The sequence below is a fragment of the Myxococcus faecalis genome (assembly GCF_050039385.1).
Taxonomy (GTDB): Bacteria; Myxococcota; Myxococcia; order Myxococcales; family Myxococcaceae; genus Myxococcus; species Myxococcus fulvus.
In genome coordinates, this window is record NZ_CP144336.1 from 7,665,940 (window position 1) to 7,682,123 (window position 16,184).

14 protein-coding genes are annotated in these 16,184 nt (G+C 69.5%); 8 read left to right on the plus strand and 6 right to left on the minus strand.

The annotated features are described in order from the left end of the window. The first annotated feature begins 121 nt into the window (after positions 1–121). Positions 122–1,219, plus strand: a complete 1,098-nt coding sequence (locus tag VZQ01_RS30900) for an oxidoreductase (protein ID WP_426745403.1) — start codon at positions 122–124, stop codon at positions 1,217–1,219. Between the two features lie 51 nt (positions 1,220–1,270). Here the strand turns inward: VZQ01_RS30900 and VZQ01_RS30905 are convergent, their stop codons facing one another. After that, positions 1,271–2,401, minus strand: a complete 1,131-nt coding sequence (locus tag VZQ01_RS30905) for a hypothetical protein (RefSeq protein WP_267699931.1) — start codon at positions 2,399–2,401, stop codon at positions 1,271–1,273. 262 nt (positions 2,402–2,663) lie between these two features. Further along, positions 2,664–3,416 carry a hypothetical protein gene (locus VZQ01_RS30910; RefSeq protein ID WP_426745404.1) on the minus strand — a complete coding sequence of 251 codons (753 nt, stop codon included), beginning with the start codon at positions 3,414–3,416 and terminating at the stop codon, positions 2,664–2,666. 173 nt (positions 3,417–3,589) lie between these two features. Here VZQ01_RS30910 and VZQ01_RS30915 point away from each other — a divergent pair, with 173 nt between their 5' ends. After that, entirely contained in the window at positions 3,590–4,876 is a 1,287-nt protein-coding gene (locus VZQ01_RS30915) for a YecA family protein (protein ID WP_223745229.1), read from the plus strand. A gap of 289 nt (positions 4,877–5,165) precedes the next feature. Here the strand turns inward: VZQ01_RS30915 and VZQ01_RS30920 are convergent, their stop codons facing one another. Next, positions 5,166–5,780, minus strand: coding sequence for a TetR/AcrR family transcriptional regulator (locus tag VZQ01_RS30920; protein WP_223745230.1), 615 nt, complete (start codon positions 5,778–5,780; stop codon positions 5,166–5,168). 165 nt (positions 5,781–5,945) lie between these two features. Here VZQ01_RS30920 and VZQ01_RS30925 point away from each other — a divergent pair, with 165 nt between their 5' ends. Continuing rightward, positions 5,946–7,178, plus strand: a complete 1,233-nt coding sequence (locus tag VZQ01_RS30925; RefSeq protein ID WP_426745405.1) for an acetyl-CoA C-acyltransferase — start codon at positions 5,946–5,948, stop codon at positions 7,176–7,178. A gap of 86 nt (positions 7,179–7,264) precedes the next feature. Here VZQ01_RS30925 and VZQ01_RS30930 read toward each other — a convergent pair whose 3' ends face one another. Next, positions 7,265–7,849 carry an SRPBCC family protein gene (locus tag VZQ01_RS30930; protein WP_426745406.1) on the minus strand — a complete coding sequence of 195 codons (585 nt, stop codon included), beginning with the start codon at positions 7,847–7,849 and terminating at the stop codon, positions 7,265–7,267. Positions 7,850–8,181: 332 nt separating this feature from the next. Here VZQ01_RS30930 and VZQ01_RS30935 point away from each other — a divergent pair, with 332 nt between their 5' ends. The 3 genes from VZQ01_RS30935 to VZQ01_RS30945 all read left to right on the plus strand — a co-directional run bounded on the left by VZQ01_RS30935 (position 8,182) and on the right by VZQ01_RS30945 (position 10,818). After that, positions 8,182–8,604, plus strand: a complete 423-nt coding sequence (locus VZQ01_RS30935) for a YciI family protein (RefSeq protein WP_223745233.1) — start codon at positions 8,182–8,184, stop codon at positions 8,602–8,604. Between the two features lie 138 nt (positions 8,605–8,742). After that, a complete protein-coding gene (locus VZQ01_RS30940) occupies positions 8,743–9,558 on the plus strand; it encodes a hypothetical protein (protein ID WP_426745407.1) in 816 nt (271 codons plus the stop codon). 291 nt (positions 9,559–9,849) lie between these two features. Beyond that, complete coding sequence (locus VZQ01_RS30945) at positions 9,850–10,818, plus strand: hypothetical protein (RefSeq protein ID WP_426745408.1); 969 nt, start codon at positions 9,850–9,852, stop codon at positions 10,816–10,818. A 79-nt stretch (positions 10,819–10,897) separates the two neighbouring features. Here VZQ01_RS30945 and VZQ01_RS30950 read toward each other — a convergent pair whose 3' ends face one another. Then, the gene (locus VZQ01_RS30950) at positions 10,898–12,661 is read right to left on the minus strand and encodes a DUF885 domain-containing protein (protein ID WP_426745409.1); all 1,764 of its coding nucleotides are present in this window, start codon (positions 12,659–12,661) and stop codon (positions 10,898–10,900) included. 74 nt (positions 12,662–12,735) lie between these two features. Beyond that, positions 12,736–13,437: a sulfite exporter TauE/SafE family protein gene (locus VZQ01_RS30955; protein WP_223745237.1), complete on the minus strand. Its 702-nt coding sequence runs from the start codon at positions 13,435–13,437 to the stop codon at positions 12,736–12,738. A 48-nt stretch (positions 13,438–13,485) separates the two neighbouring features. On the opposite strand from VZQ01_RS30955, the gene VZQ01_RS30960 reads away from it, so the two are divergent. Both VZQ01_RS30960 and VZQ01_RS30965 read left to right on the plus strand, forming a co-directional pair. Beyond that, positions 13,486–15,993 (plus strand): heavy metal translocating P-type ATPase, encoded by a 2,508-nt coding sequence (locus VZQ01_RS30960; protein WP_426745410.1) that lies wholly within the window; start codon positions 13,486–13,488, stop codon positions 15,991–15,993. Further along, positions 15,990–16,184 (plus strand): hypothetical protein, encoded by a 195-nt coding sequence (locus VZQ01_RS30965; protein WP_046715444.1) that lies wholly within the window; start codon positions 15,990–15,992, stop codon positions 16,182–16,184. The genes VZQ01_RS30960 and VZQ01_RS30965 overlap by 4 nt, the downstream gene beginning before the upstream one ends.

Here is a 16,184-nt window from a genome sequence, read left to right on the forward strand (position 1 = left end):
TGGGGCCCGTGTGACCGCGGCGGCGAGGCCATCCGCTTCCTCCTCAGGCGGATGGCCTCGTTTTTTGTGGGTGACCTCTGCCCTGATGAGGGGCACATGATGTGCTTCAATCCCGGTCGCCATGAGTGAGCCCGCGCGTTCCCAGCCTCCGCTCCGCGTCGCCCTGTTGGGTTACGGCTTCGCGGGCAAGTCCTTCCATGCGCCGCTGCTTCGCACGGTGGAGGGGCTCTCGCTGCACGTCATCGCGTCCAGCCGGCCCGAGGCCGTGCATGCGGACCTTCCGGGCGTGACGGTGCTCACCTCGGCCATCGAGGCGGCCACGCATCCGGACGTGGACCTGGTCGTGGTGGCCACGCCGAACGAGCAACACGTCCCGCTCGCCCAGGCGGCCCTTCGCGCGGGCAAGCACGTGGTCGTCGACAAGCCGATGGCGGTGACGCTGGAGGAGACGCGCTCGCTCGCGGCGCTGGCGCATTCACAGGGGCGCCTGTTGTCCGCGTTCCACAACCGACGCTGGGACAGCGACTTCCTCGAACTGAGAGCGCTGCTCGCCGAAGGCACGCTGGGCCGGGTGACGCACGTCGAGTCCCGGTTCGACCGCTTCCGGCCCGAGGTGCGCCAGCGCTGGCGCGAGCAGCCCGTCCCCGGCGCGGGCATCTGGTTCGACCTGGGCCCGCACCTGGTGGACCAGGCGTTGCAACTGTTCGGATTGCCGGACACCGTGCACGGCCTGCTGGCCATCCACCGTGACAACGCCACCGTGGATGACTGGTGTCAGGTGACGCTCCAGTACCCCCAGCGCCACGTCGTGCTCCAGGCGTCGATGCTCATCGCGGGCGGAATGCCTCGCTTCGCGGTGCACGGGACGAAGGGCTCCTGGCTCAAGCACGGCATGGACACCCAGGCCGACCGGCTCATCGCTGGCGAACTGCCGGGCGCGAAGGACTGGGGCGAGGATGTCTGGCCCGGGCGTCTCATCCTGGGGCCCACGGGCGCGTCACGAGGAACGACGGCTCCTCGGGGTGACTATCGCCAGTTCTACGCGGGCATTCGGGACGCCGTGCGTGGCTCCGCACCCAATCCGGTGACGCCCACGCAGGTGGTAGCCGTGGCAGCCGTGCTGGAGGCGGGGGTTCTCTCCTCACGCCGGGGTCATGCGCATCGCTTGGCGCTGACCACGGAGGAGGTCGCTTCGTTCCTTGGCGACGCTCCTCCGTGAGGAGGTCAGGCCCTCGCGTGGATTGAGGGCCCGTGAAGTGGCGGCTCGTCGTCAGTTGCTCTGGGCGAAGACCTCCGCGGCGACATCCTGGAAAAGGAGGAAGGGTTTGACCTTCTGCTCGAACTTCTCCTTTGCCTTGGCAATCTTTACTTGCACGCTCTCGCTGAATCCTTCAGGCGCTGTTGTCAGCGCTTTCTTGACGGCCGCTGGCGTTTCTTCGTTGTTGAGGTGGCGATTGAGCGCTATCTCGTAGTTGTTCAGGATCTCCGAGATCTGATTCATGATGATGGAGAAGCGCTGATACTTTGAGTAGAGCATGGAGATGGCTCGGCGCTGTCGCTCCATCTTTTGCCTTCGCTGTGTGGCCTCGTCAGAGGCATCCGTGTCCTCCGGTCCCTTGAAGTTCTTCAGGTCAGAGTATTGAACGGAGAATGAAGAGAGCTCGTTGAGGAAATCCTTGTTTGCTTCGCGGAACGCGCGAAACATCATGACCCGCGCGACAAGGTCATCATAGGCTCTCCGGGTGTATTCGATGAAACGAGCTTTCTCCTTGAACTTGTCTCCGTTCTGTTCGCCGAAAAGGGTCCCGACCAGCTTGAAGACGGCGATTCCGCCAAGCCCTCCAGCGGCGATCCATCCCCCGGTCTTCTGACGTGAGTCACTCCCGGATGCTGCCACCGCCACGCCGGCACCGCTGGTGACCGCTCCGGCAAGGATTCCCCAATCTTCAAGAGTATCCCATGCGTTTCGGAAATCCTTGTCGGACCAGAGATTTGAGAGGCGTGCGAGGTCATTGCTGATATCGAGCGCTGAGACGATGAAGTCAACAGTGTTGGCGCTCCCCGCGATGAGGGTGATGATTCTCATTCCACCCTTGTACTTGGCATCCACCAGTTCTTCCTGTGCGCGCCTCCCCGCTTCGTCTGCTGCCTTGATTTGATTGGCGAGGGTGGGCGCGTCGATCTTGAGAGGGGTCGAGGGTGGAGTGGCTGGGGATGCTTGCTTGATCTCGATGTTCTGGATCTCTGATTTCGTATCTTGGAAGGTCTTCTCAAGCTCTCTGTAGGTAGGCGACGTGGGCGTCGTGCCAGCCTGGTTCAGGGCCGTGCCTTCGTTGATTGCGAAGGTCAGTGTTGGACTAAGCAAGACGGCGAATGCAAGGACGCGTCGTATCGATTGCATGAGGCCCCCTCGTGGCTGCTGCTTGTTGCGGCGCCTGCTCCCGAATGTGTGCGCAGGAGTGTTCAGTATAGCGCATGAGTTGGAAGGGCGCGCGATGAGCTGAAGAGGGTGGAGTGTGGGTGATGTGTGATTCGGGTGGGGTTGCACGGACTCGTGCTGGTTCTCTTTGTCGTGTCCGCGGCGGAGGACATGGCTGTATTCAGCCTGCTGGAGATCGAGTCGTCATACTCAATTTTTCAGCTCTTTCGTTTTGAGCAGCAATTCAATGTATTCCAGAGATAAAGGCGCGCAGGTCCGCGATGAGGGCAGGGGCCTCCACTCGCCGCGCCGGAGCGAGCGTGCCGGAGGGCGCGTCTTGCTGACCCGGGAGTGAGCGGGGCGCGCCCCAGGTCCTGCCTCCGTCGCGCGTGGCATAGCTGAACCACAGCGTGCGTGGCGGCTCCTCCTGTCGCTCCAGCGACGCCGTGCCGATGAGCACGCCCCGTCCGCGCGAGTCGAGGTCCAGGTCATGCGGCGAGAGGTACTCGCCGTTCCAGGTGGGCTGGTTCAGCTCGCGCGGAAAGGGGAGGGTGGCGCACGTCGAGGTGGCGAAGTCATTGCTCGTCACCACCACGGTGAACGACTGCCCCGGGTCTCCTATCTGCCGCTGGGTGACGACGACGAGCTTGCGGCTCTTGGATGCGAGATAGAGCCCGACCTCGTTCTCCTCGTGTTGAGGCAGGACCGCGCGCCAGCCCTTCGGACCCTTGAGGAAGAGGACGGTTCCGCTCGCGGCCGCGGCGGCTTCGCTGGGCTCCCTCAGGTAGCGCAGTGTGCCGATGAGGAGGTCGTCCCGCGACTCGACGCCCTGGAGACCTGACTCGGCCGCGTCCTCGACGAGCTTCGCGGTGAGGGGGACCGTCTTCGCGCAGCCAGGCCCTGCCTTCGGCGTGGACCCGGGTTCCCGCGCCTGGCCCAGGGCCGACAGGAGGACGACCGTCGATGCCACCGCGATGAACAGCCCCTGCTTCCCCATGTGTGTCACCTCACCGAGCATCAGAGAGGACCCGGCCCGGTGTTGTCGAGACGTCCAAGGTCCTGGCTCGGTTCCCGACAGGGCGTCGCCAGCAGGCTGCCCGGGGCGGGGGCCTCCTGCTACGGTGCGCGCGGATTCCACCGCTCGCCCCCGCGAGCCGAGAGGCGCAGCCCTTGAGTCAGAAGAAGCCCGGCCGAAACGACCCGTGTCCCTGTGGCAGTGGCAAGAAGTACAAGGTCTGCCACGCCAGTGAGGACCGCGCCCGCGCCGCGCCGCCTGTTGCCCCCACCTCGGGGCAGACCGCTGTCCGGAAGGAGCTCGAGAACCCGGACGTGAGCTACCTGGCCGTCGCGCTGGACCGGTTCGGGAAGCTGCTCGCGGAGTGGGGGCCCGGGCCCGGGCTGCGCTTCGACGCGGAGGCGTTCGACAAGCACGTGGGCCAGGAGCTCGCGCGCATCTCCGAGGTGGAGACGCTGGACGCCAACCAGGCCCACCGGGAGCTGCTCGTGGGCACCGTGAAGGCCCTGGCCACGAAGTCGTTCCTGGACCGGCTCGCGGCCGTGCTGCGTGCGCGCAGCGAGGAGCCCGGACTCCCGGCCGAGGACCAGCGCGCGCTGCGAGCCTGCGCCGTCATCGCGGGCGCCTCGAAGGCGTCCAGCCGCCTGCGCCCCGAGAACAACCCCATCCTCGACGTGGTCTTCGACGTGCAGTTCCGCGAGTGGAGCACGCGCCACAAGGAGTGGCTGGCCAAGTACGAGCTGCTCGCGAGCGGGATGTCGGAGGGCTCGCTGTCGGAGGAGGCGCGCAAGGCGCTCCAGCAGGCCCGCGACGGCGACGTGGACGCGCTGGTGGACTACGTGAAGGAGGACCCCGGGCTCGCCGAGCGCATCGCCCGCGAGGCCAAGGAGCGCGCGGCGCGCGTGGAGGCGAAGCTGCGTGAGCCCTCGACTCCGCCCGTGTTCGCGCCCGAGGAGGAGCTCTGGCTCACCTGTGTCCTCTGGGAGCCGATGCAGGCCCTGAAGGGACTGCCCCAGGGCGCGGAGCCGGCGCAGCGCCGCGAGGCCGTGACGGCGCTGCTGCGCGGCGTGAAGGGCGCGCTGGACGAGGACTTCCTCGTGGGGATGCTGAACCGCATGCGCCAGAAGTCCCAGGACGCCGCGGTCGACGAGGCCCTGCGTGCCTTCTACGCGGACGCAGCCATCGCCTTCGAGGCCGAGCCCGCGCGCATGTCGCTGGCCGCGCTCCTCACCGCGAGGCAGGAGGCTCAAGGGCGCTCGGCGGAGGAGATGGTGGCGCTCGCGGACCTCAAGGCGCTCACCACCTGGACGCCCGAGAGCTTCGAGCCCTACCGGCAGCTGCTCCTCCAGATGAACCTGCCCGCGTCGGCCGAGCGCATCCAGCGCTGCCAGGAATGGCTGAAGACACACCCGGTGGCGCTGCGTGCCGCCACCCCGGAGTGACGCGCGGCCCCACCCCGTGATGCCTCGAGCGTCGCGACCTTGAGTCAGGGTCGCGACAAGCGCTGAAGCGGCTTGGCGCCAGGGTGACCCCCGACGACGCAGCCGGTCGTCTCCCCGCGTTCGCGGAAGATACCGTCGCGTGCTCTCTTCCGCGGGCGTCAACTGCCCGGTCACAACGCCCCCGCTTCGTGAGGACGTTCTTCTCCAGGGCCTGCGAGTCCTTGGCGGACACGCGCTGTTCGTCCGGGAGAAGTGCCCGCGGTTCGTCAGCCTCCAGAGCCCGCGGCTCCTACTTCTTCGGGTCGCTCTTCTCCGCGACCCGCGAGTCCTCCGCCGACAGCATCGCCACGCGGCGGGCCGCCTTGAGCACCTCATCCGAGATGGGGCTGCCCGCCGTCGCCTTCGCCAGGGTCAGCGCGCCCACGCACAGCGCATACGTCGCCAGGGCCCGCTCCCGCGCGGTGGCGCGCTCGTCCGAGGACAGGTGCGGTGTGAAGCTCTCCACCGTCAGGTTCAGCTCCTCCGCCAGCGCCTGCTTCAGCTCCGCCTCGCCGCGCACCACGTCCGACAGCACGGCGGGCAGGGCACACGGCGGCACCGGCGCGTCCCGGTGGGCCCGCGAGAGGTAGCGGCGCACCAGGTGGTTGAGCCACTCGGCGCCCTTCAGGTCCTCCAGCCCCTGCGGCCAGTCCACCCGCTGGCGACTCATGATGCGCTGGAGCGACTCGATGAGCAGCGCCTGCTTCGAGCCGAAGTGCGCATAGAAGCCGCCCACCGTCAGCCCGGCCGCGCGCATCACGGTGTCCACACTCGTCGTCAGGAAGCCCTTCTGGCGGAACAGCCCTCCAGCGGCCTCCAGGATTCGCTCATGCGTGGACTGCTTCTGCTCCGGGGGATGCGGCATCCGACTCTCACCTCGCTGTATACCATTATACACGTCATGGGGTGCGCGCCGCCTCCCATCCAGCTCCGTCCGCTTCCTCGTCACCTCCGGGTTGCGACCATATTATGTCCATAATATTGTTGAGACAGGGTGGCGCGACGTCGCCCGTGAATGGAGGGCTGGTCGATGGATGCCTACATCTTGGATGCGGTCCGGACTCCGCGTGCCCGGGCGAGGCCCGGGAAGGGAGCGCTCAGCGGGCTGCACCCGCAGGAGCTGTTGGCCCAGACGCTGAAGCAGTTGCCGCTGCGCACCGGCGTGGACGTCTCGGACGTGGACGACGTGGTGGTGGGGGCGGTGTCGCAAATCGAGGCGCAGGGCGCGAACATCGCGCGCAACGCGGTGCTCGCCGCCGGCTGGCCCCTCTCCATTCCGGGCTTCAGCCTCAACCGCTTCTGTGGCTCCGGCCTCCAGTCGATGTCTGTGGCGGCCATGGGCGTGGCCTCCGGGGCCCAGCGCCTGGTGGTGGCGGGCGGCGTCGAGCAGATGAGCCGCTACGGCCTCAACGCGGACGGGGGCGGCACGGACGGCGGCAACGTCGACCTGCGTCGGCGCTTCTTCCAGGTGCCCCAGGGCATCTCCGCGGACCTCATCGCCACGCTGGAGGGCTTCACGCGCGAGGAGCTGGATGCCTTCGGCCTGCGCTCGCAGCAGCTCGCGGCGCGCGCCCAGGCCGAGGGGCGCTTCCTGCGGAGCCTGTTCCCGGTGAAGGACCCGCACACGGGCGAGGTGCTGCTCATGGCGGATGACCACCCGCGCCCGGACACGACGGCCCAGAAGCTGGCCGCGCTCGCGCCCGCCTTCACGCAGCTCGGCGCGCGCGTCGAGGGCCCGAACGGTGAGACGCTCGACGAGCTGGCGCTCCAGGCCTACCCGCGCGCGGGCGCCGTGCGGCACCTGCACACGGCGGGCACCGCGAGCGGAATCGCGGACGGCGCGGGCGCCATCCTGGTGGCGTCGAAGGACTACTTGCGCGCGCACGGCCTGAAGCCGAGGGCGCGGATCCGCTCGGTGTCCGCCGTGGGGAGCGACCCGGTGCTGATGCTGACCGGGCCGGCGCTGGCGTCGCGCAAGGCGCTGGACGCCGCGGGGCTGAAGGCGCGGGACATCGACCTCTGGGAGGTCAACGAGGCCTTCGCCGCGGTGGTGCTACAGACGGCGCGGGCGCTGGAGATTGATATCGACCGCGTCAACGTCAACGGCGGCGCCATCGCCCTGGGCCATCCGCTGGGCGCGACGGGGAGCATCCTGGTCGGCACCGCCCTGGACGAGTTGGAGCGCACGGGGAAGTCGCTCGCGCTGGTGACGTTGTGCACCAGTGGCGGGCAGGCGGTGGCGGCGGTGCTGGAGCGCGGCTGAGCCGAGCTGTCCCAACAGCATCATCAGCATCATCGAGGTGTCCTCCCCAGGGAACGGCCCTGGGGACGCGTGGGGAAGGAGCGGCTTTAGTGGGCGAGCGCGGGCGAGGCCTCGCTGCGCGCGGACTGGGTGGACTTGCGCGCCAGCTCCTTCGCCGCCGTCTCCAGGTCCGCCAGGCCCTTCTCCTGCTGTCCGCCGACGAAGGACTCCATGAAGCCGAAGGCCGTCATCGCCTTGCCCATGAAGGTGTTGGGGCCGGACATGCTCCACGTGACGAGCGTGCCCTTCTCACCGGGGCGCAGCGTGAAGTCCGCGCGGTTGACGGCGGCGAAGGGCTCGATGAACTCCAGGCGGATGGTGACGAGCTCGCCGGGCTTGCTCTCCAGAATCGTCATCTTGCCCGAGCCGATGTTGCGGTTGCCCTGGTAGGCATAGGTGGCGCCCACGCCCTCCGCGGGGCCCTCGTAGCTGCGCGTCATGTTGGGGTCGACGTTCTCGTAGGGCGACCACTGCCGCCACTCGGAGAAGTTGTTGATGAGCGCGTGGATGGCCTCCGGCGGCGCCTGGATCTCTCGGCTGCGCGCGATGAGGAACGAGTCCGGACGGGTGGCGATGAAGGCAACCAGTCCGACGATGAGCATGACGATAGCGATGCCAATGATCTTGGCCATGTGAGTTCTCCCTGGGGGGTGGGTTGGAATCCCGGCTTCAAAAGGGCGACGAACGGCCTTTCGGGGGATCGACACGACCCTCGTTTTTCCCGCGCTGGACGGCGCAACCTCCTGGCATTGCTGGGGAATCCCGGCGTGCGAAAATGCCCGGATAATTCACGCGGCGCCCACGCCCTCCGCGCGCTCACCGGGTGGCATACCTGGGGCGTGGGTGGGCAACACAGGTGTGTCGATCTCGACATGTCTCATTCGTCGCGCAGATGGAGCCACGGCTCGACACCCGCGAGAGCGGGCGAGGAGGCGTGGCGTGTGCACCGCAGAAAGGCGCGACGATGCGATTCATCCTGTTGTTGAAGGCCCGCCTGGAGACGGAGTCGGGAGGCCCGGCGAGTCGAGCGCTCATCACCGCGATGGACCGCTACAACGATGAGCTGGTGCGGGCGGGGGTGTTGCTCGACGCGGCGGGACTTCATCCCTCGTCACGCGGCGCGCTTATCGACTTCTCACAAGGCAAGCGGACGGTGACGACCGGGCCCTTCGCCTCGTCCGACGCGCTGATTGCCGGGTTCTGGATGATTCAGGTGAAGACGCGCGAGGAGGCGCTGGAGTGGGCACGCCGGTGTCCCCTCCTGCCCGGAAGCGACGATGCGCAAATCGAGCTGCGGCAGGTGCTCGAGCCCTCCGAGCTGGCGGAGCTGGCGCGCGAGCCGGTGGCGCAGGACGCATGGCCCCGCGCGGCGGGCTCACGCTCCTGAGTCGAGCGGCTCTCAGGGGGCGAGGTGGCCGGAAGTACGCTCCGGCAGCGGGGGCATCACGGTGCGGTGGAGGTGGGCGCGCCCCTCATGTCCTTCGCGGCGAAACGTGCTCCACTGCCGTCAGAGCGAGGTGGGCACATGAAGGTGGTGGCACTCGTGGAGGCCGCGCCGGACATGCAGTCTGCGGCCAAGGCGCTGGCGGCGGTGACGGGCATGGCGCTGGCGGAGGCGCGGATGCGGTTGGCGCCGGAAGCGCCGGCGTTGCTGGCGCGGCTCGCGCCCGAGGCGGCGGAGACGCTCGTGGAGGCGCTTCGTAGCGAGGGGCTCGCGGTGCTCGCGGTGGACGAGCAGGGGCTGGGGCGTGAGTGGCTCGCGGCGCGACGGGTGACGTTCGGCGAGGACGCGGTGACGTTCAGCGCGCGCTCCGGTGAAGCGCAGTCCTGGCGCTGGCGTGACGTGGCGGTGGTGCTGCGAGGCGCGAGTTCCGTGCGCACGCGCAGCGAGCACAAGGAGCAGCCCAGCAAGATGGAGGTGGCCAAGGCCTACGGGCTGGCCATCGCCTCACATGGGCTGATGCTGCCGCGCACGGGGGCGAAGACAGTGCGGCAGGAGTCGGAGGAGACGACGCAGGTCATCTACGTCTTCTCTCGCGACGGCCAGGGGGCGCTGCTGAGCGAGCACGACATGGAGTTCTCCTGCCTGGGCCCGGGGATGCAACCCTCGCGCATCGCGAACATGACGGTGCTGATGCGGAGGTTGTGCGAGCGGGCACCGGAGGCCTTCCACGACGAGCGGCTCCTGCGGCTGGGACGACGTCCGCTTCCCTTCGTGGTGGGCGATTCGACGCAGACGTCGACGAACAATGTGTCGGTGCGGACGGTGAGCTCGCTGCCCGGCATGGACGTGCTCGCCGAGGTGCTGCGTCAGGCCGCGGCCCTGCGCCTGCTGGAGTGACGACCTCCTGTTGGAGACCTTCGGCGCCGGCCCTGGGAGTCCCGATGAGAGACCCGGGCCGCGACAGGTGCTCGAGCCCACCGAGGTGTCGCTCGCGGGGACCCGGGGATTCTCCGCGTCGGCGGGTGGGCTCGTCCGTGTGTTTCTTGTTCACTGCTCGTGGTAGATTCGTGAGCTTGAATGAGCCGGCCCTTGGGGGGCTGGAGAAGCGAGGGGGAGATGAGTGATTGGCGCGTGAAGTTGTCACCACAGGCACGGGTGTACGTCCCGCCGCGGGAGGCCCGAGCTCAGGTGTCGTCCGAGGTCCCGGTGAAGACGGGCGGTGTGCGAGGGCCCGTGGATGAATTCGTGGGCACTCCGGGCGCGAGGGGAAGGAGCAGGGCCCATCTGCTGGACGGTGGGACCTCCAGCGTCGCGATGACGCACCTGCTCCAGGCGCAGACGCCCACGCCCGAGCCGACGCGTCCGACCTGGGACCCCGAGGCAGGGCAAGCCTTCCTGAATGACGGAGAGACGTGGAGCCCGGTCGACGTGCCGTATGAGCGATACGCGTGGCTGGGGGAGGTGCGGCGCCAGGACGACTCCGTCTACCTCATCGAGCCGGACGCGCAGGCGGTGCGCGAGGATGACAACGCCAACTGGTGCGCGACGCTGGCGTGGGACTTCCTGGGGGCCGCCGTGCCGGGGTGGTCCTCGCAGGCGACACGGGACGGCGCGGCGGCGGACTACGAGAAGACCTCTTCCGAGGCCGTCTGGGCGCAGGTCGTGGGGCAGCAGGTTCCCGAGGCAGGCCTCGCGGTGAGCCTGCCGGTATCCTCCACCGGAGAGTCGCTGGACTTCAAGGCGGTGGAGACCTTCACCTCCGAGACGGATACCTCGATGGACTCCCCGCCGACGCTGACCTCGTTGGCGGACATTCCCGTGGGGGAGTCCCGCGCCATCGTCATGCGCCCGTTGAACGGCGACGGGACGTCGAACGGCGACGCGACGGGGCACTGGGTCATCGTGGAGCGCGTCTCCGAGGACGAGTACCGCATCCACCAGTCCGCGCCCGGCAACTGGGTCATGGCGGGCATGTCGGCGCCGCAGGGAGGCACCTTCACCCAGACCTTCACCGGCCCGGATGCCGCCCAGCAGGTGAGCGACTGCGTGCAGCGACAGAGCAAATTCGCCTCGGAGAACCAGGGTTCGAGCCGCTACGGGCTTGTCGTCCTGGAGCCCACGCCGCCCCCGGAGCGTCGTAGCGAGTCGGTGGCGTGAAGCGTGGGGGCTGGGACCTCCCAGCCCCGTCACGCGTCACCTGCTGCAGCGCCTCGAGTGCCGCTGGCCCTCGAGGGCGCTACTCCTCGCCGAGCAGCAACTGGCGGACGATGGGCACGGGCGGGTAGCCGTAGGACACCACCTCGTCGTGGAAGCGCAGGAGCGAGAAGTCCTTGCCCCACTTCACGCGCGCCTCCTCGCGCAGGTCCATCAGCATCTTCTTGCCCAGCGCATAGACCAGGTACGTGGGGTCGGACGTCCCCCGGCGCGCCTCGCGCTCCGCGTTCGTCCTGGTCATGAACGCCTCCTCCTCGAACAGGCGCACCGCCTGCTCGTACGTCATGCCGCGCGTGTGCAGGGACAGGCCCGCCACGTAGCGCGCGAGCCGCTGGAGGTAGAGCGCCAGCTGGTTCAGCCGCAGCTTGTCCGCGCCCTGCCCCGAGCGTCCGCCGTAGCCCTCGTCGAGCATCATCTGCTCGGTGTACAGGCCCCAGCCCTCGGAGAAGGACGCGGAGCCGAGCAGCCGCCGCACCTTGGACTCCACCCGGTTGGTCCACAGGAACTGCACGTAGTGCCCGGGATAGGCCTCGTGGATGGACACGAGCGGCAGCGCGTGGTGGTTGTAGAAGCTCATGTGCTGCTCGGTCTGCTCGGCGCTCCACGTCGGGTCTGGCGGCGTGACGTAGTAGTACGCCTCCGTCGCGCGCTGCTCGAACGGGCCCGGCGTGCTCATGCTCGCGAAGGACAGCGAGCGGTTGAAGGACGGCGTCTCCGCCACCTGCGCGCGGACCTCGCTGGGCACGGTGATGATGCGCTCGCGGATGAGGAACGCGCGGATGTCCTCCAGCGTCGCGGTGGTGGTGGGCACCAGCTCCGCGGGAGTGGGGTGCTCCTTGCTCAGCTCCCGGTACACGTCCATGGGCGCCTTGCCCGGACCGAGCCGGCCCGCCACCTCGCGGAACCGGGCCTGGGTGCGCTGCATCTCCGCGTGCCCCCACGCGAGCAGCGAGTCGATGCTCTCCGTCACGCCCTCCTCGTAGAGGAGCTTCTGGCGGTAGGTGTCCTCGCCAATCGCGAAGTCACCCTTCGAGCGCGGCAGCAGGTCCTCGCGCAGGAAGCGGATGTACGCGTCGATGGCCGCGAGACACCGCGCCTGCTCCCGCTGAAATGCCTGGTTGAGCGCAGCGTCCTTCACGGGCGCGAAGGCCTGGGGCAGCGTCTGCGCGTAGAGCGCGCGAGTGCCCTGCGACTGCTGGATGGCGATGTCGGTCCAGATTCGCGGCGGGTTGTTCAGCGCGGCCTGGGCGGCCGAGAACAGCTCCGGCACCTTCGTCATGCGGCCCACCGCCGAGCGCATCCGCTCCTCCAGCGGCGCGAAGTCGCGGTTAATGAGCTGGAACACCGCGTTGGACGCCTGTCCCAGCGCCGCGTTGGGGTTGCGCTCCCACGAGCGCACCCCCTCGTAGTCCAGGATGCGCGCGCGGAAGTGGTTCTCCAGGATGTCGTAGTCGGCGCGGTCCTGCGCGGGCAGCGCGCGGCGGTCCACGGTCTTCGGCAGCGCCGCGAGCCGGTCCTTCAGATAGGCCAGGTGCGACGCGCGCTCCTCGGCGGTGAAGCCCCGCAGCTCGCCGTCATACGTGTGCACGCCGGCCGAGGTCGCCGACAGGGGGAAGCGGCGGAACTGCTCGTCGAAGTGCGCGTCGACGAAGCTCCGCAGCGCCACCTGCGCGGGCGCGAGCGTGGGCGCGGCCTGTGTCGACGGCGCCTCCGCGGTGGCGGTGCGCGACGTGGTGCAGCCCGTGGACAACAGCAGCAACGCGGCGAGGAGGCGTGGCGCGGTCATGTCAGCTCGGCGGAAGAGAGGGGAGGTGAGCCTCGCCGAGCCAGGGGCCCACGACAAGCGCGGGACGGCGACCCTCAGTGGCAGTGCGGCGACGTGTCCACCGCGCGCATGACGAGCACCGCCGCCGCGATGAGCGGCATTGCCCGACGAAGCAGGAAATCCGAGAGCCGCGGCCGACGACTCCACAGGCTCGACTGGAGCTGTGCGCCGAGCAGCGCGGGAATCCCGCCCAGCGCGAAGGCGCCCATCACCAGCGCGCCACCGCTGAACGAGCCGCTCGCGAGCGCCACCGCGAACACGCCGTAGAGCAGGCCGCAGGGGAGCAGCGGGGTCACCGCACCCATTGCGCCCGCTCGCGCCGTCGACGAAAACTTTGCGCTCCATCGCGCGATGGTGCCCGTGAGCCGCGCGAGCCCAGGCAGAGGAGGCAGGCGCTTTCCCACCTCCAGCGCGGAGGCCACCAGCGCGGCGGCCATCAGCCAGGGGAGATACGGGCGGGTGGACACGGCGAGCACGCTCGTGACGCCGCCGCCCAGCGCGCCCAGCAGGCCTCCCACGAGCGCATACGCGGCCAGGCGCGCGCCCTGGTAGGCGAGCAGGGCTCGACGTCGCTCAGGGCCCTGGAGGGCGGGCAGGCCCGCGCACGCCAGCGGTCCACACATGAGGAAGCAGTGCACGCTCCCCGTCAGGCCCACCGTGAGTGCTCCCAGCGCACCCGCCACCAGCGTGGGAGTGGGAGTCAGCGCCGTCAGCAGCAGCGAGGTGTCGAGGGCCATGCACGACTCCTTCGCAACAGGCATGCCGTTCGCAAGGTGACAGCCTGCATGGCTGATCCCGCGCAAACCCGGCCCGACGAGGCCCTCTGCCTCCACTGTGGCAGCCGCGTTCCGGAGGGCGCCAGCTCGCGCGAGTTCTGCTGCGCGGGCTGTGAGGCGGTCCATGGCCTGTTGGTGTCGCAGGGGCTGACCCGCTACTACCAGCTCACGGGTGGCAAGACGTCGCCGGCGGCGGAGCCCGCGCGGGGGCGGGGGCTTGCGTGGTTGGAGCCGCTGGTGACGAAGGCGGAGGCGGCGCCGGGCGCGCTGTGCTCGCTCGAGCTGGACGTGCAAGGCATCCACTGCGCGGCCTGCGTGTGGTTGATGAACGAGCTGTTCCGTCGGCAGCCTGGAGGCGCGGGCTTCACGGTGGACCCGGCGCTGGGCAAGGCGCGGATGCAGTGGCGGCGCGGCGCCTTCGATGTGGCGGGCTTCCTGCGCGCGGTGGAGGGCTTCGGCTACCTGTTCGGGCCCAGTCGCAAGCGGCCCGCGCCAGCGAGCCTGGATTTGCCCATCCGGCTGGGCATCTGCGTCGCGCTGACGATGAACGTGATGTTGTTCTCGGTGAGCTTCTACGTGGGGCTCACGCCCGAGGACGGCGAGGTCTTCGGGCTCTTCACGCGGCTGAGCCTGTGGCTGTCCACGGTGGTGGTGCTGGTGGGCGGCTGGCCGTTCTTCCGCTCGGCATGGCAGGGGCTGCGTCGGGGCGTGCCGCACCTGGACCTGCCGATCGCGTTGGGCATCCTGCTGGTGTTCGGCACGTCGCTGGTGCAGGCGCGCGGCGGGCGGGGAGACCTGGCGTACTTCGACACGCTCAACACCTTCGTGACGCTGATGCTGGTGGGGCGCTGGCTCCAGCAGCGCGTGTTGGAGCGCAACCGCCGCTTCCTGCTCGAGGACGATGGGGCCGAGGGGCTCTTCGTCCGTCGACAGGAAGCGGACCAGCTCGTCACCGTGCGGGTGTCGCAGGTGGAGGAGCGGGATCTGCTCGTCATCGCGCCGGGCGACCTGGTGCCGGTCGACGCGGAGTTGCTCGATGCCCGCGCGCGGGTCTCCACGGATTGGATGACGGGAGAGCCCGACGAGCGCGAGGTGCTCGCGGGGCAGCCGCTGCCGGCGGGCGCGTTCAACGCGGGGCGCGAGGCGGTGCGGGCGCTGGCGACGCAGTCGTTCCAGGACTCGCCGCTGGTGGCGCTGCTGCGGCGTCCTCCGGAGGGCTCGGGGCGGAGCGCGGGGCACACGCGCTTCTGGGAGTCGGTGTCGCGGCGCTGGGTGGTGACGGTGCTGGCCGTGTCGGCGCTGGGGCTCGCGCTGTGGTGGCCGTCGGGGCCGGACAAGGCGCTCGAGGTGGCGGTGGCGCTGCTGGTGGTGACGTGTCCTTGCGCCATCGGCATCGCCACGCCGCTGGCGTACGAGTTGGTGCAGGCGCGGCTGCGTCGAGAGGGCTTCTTCATCCGCGCCACGGACCTGTTGGACCGGCTGCCGCGTGTGCGTCAGGTGCTGTTCGACAAGACGGGGACGCTGACGCTCGGTCGGATGGAGCTGGTGGACCGGAGCGTGGTGGAGTCGCTCGACGACGAGGCGCGGGATGTGGCCTTCAACCTGGCCTCGCGCAGCAACCACCCGGTGAGCCGGTGTCTGGCGGAGGCGCTGTCGCGCACGGGCGCCCGCTTCGTCCCTGATGCCCGCGTCACCGAGCACCCGGGACAGGGGCTCGAGTGGGTGCGAGACGGCGTGTCATGGCGGCTGGGGCGCGCGGACTGGCGCGCCGCGCGTGGCGGTGAGGTGTCGGAGGTGGCTGGCCTCGCGCCGCTGACCACGCAGTCGGTCAGTGTTGCTGCCGGGACCACTCCGGCGCCGGCCTCGGTGGGTGGTGCACGTGGCACGGTGCTCTTTCGCGACAACACGCGCGTCGCCGCCTTCCCCTTGCGCGAAGCGCTGCGCCCCGACGCCCGCCGCGAGGTCTCCGCGCTCCAGGCCGAGGGCCACGCGGTGTGGCTCATCTCCGGCGACGCCCCCGCGCGGGTGCGCGAGCTGGCGACCTCGATCGGGGTCCCCGAAGCGCAGGCGCTCGGCGGCCTGCGTCCGGAGGACAAAGCGTGCACGGTGTCGCGGCTGGGCTCGACGGACTCGCTGTACCTGGGTGACGGCGTCAACGACAGCCTCGCCTTCGAGCGGGCCCTGTGCGCGGGTACGCCCGCCATCGACCGTCCGGTGATGCCGGGCAAGAGCGACTTCTTCCTGGTGGGCGAGGGCCTCGCGTCCCTGCGTGAGGCCCTGCGCCTGTCGCGCGAGCTGCACCAGGTGGTGCGCCGGCTGCTCACGCTGGCCATCGGCTACAACGTGGTGGCCGTCGCCGTGTGCCTGGTGGGCTGGATGACGCCCCTGCGCGCCGCGGTGGCGATGCCCGCCACCAGCCTGGCCACCGTCCTGTTCACCGTGTGGAGCCTGTCCGCGCCCCGTGCACCCCGGCGCGACGCGGCGGGCCTCCCTCGCCCCACGGAGGTGCCCGCATGAACGTGCTCGTGCTCCAGGTCTTCGTGAGCCTGATGCTCGTGGCCAGCTCGGTGCTGCTGTTCGTCTACAGCATGCGCCACCGCGACCACGAGCAGGCGGACCGGCTCGCGCTCTTCCCGCTCGAGGAGGACAGCGCCCGCCCCGCGCGGCCGTCCGACGAGCGGACCTCGCCTTCGGCTTCCCAGGAGTGA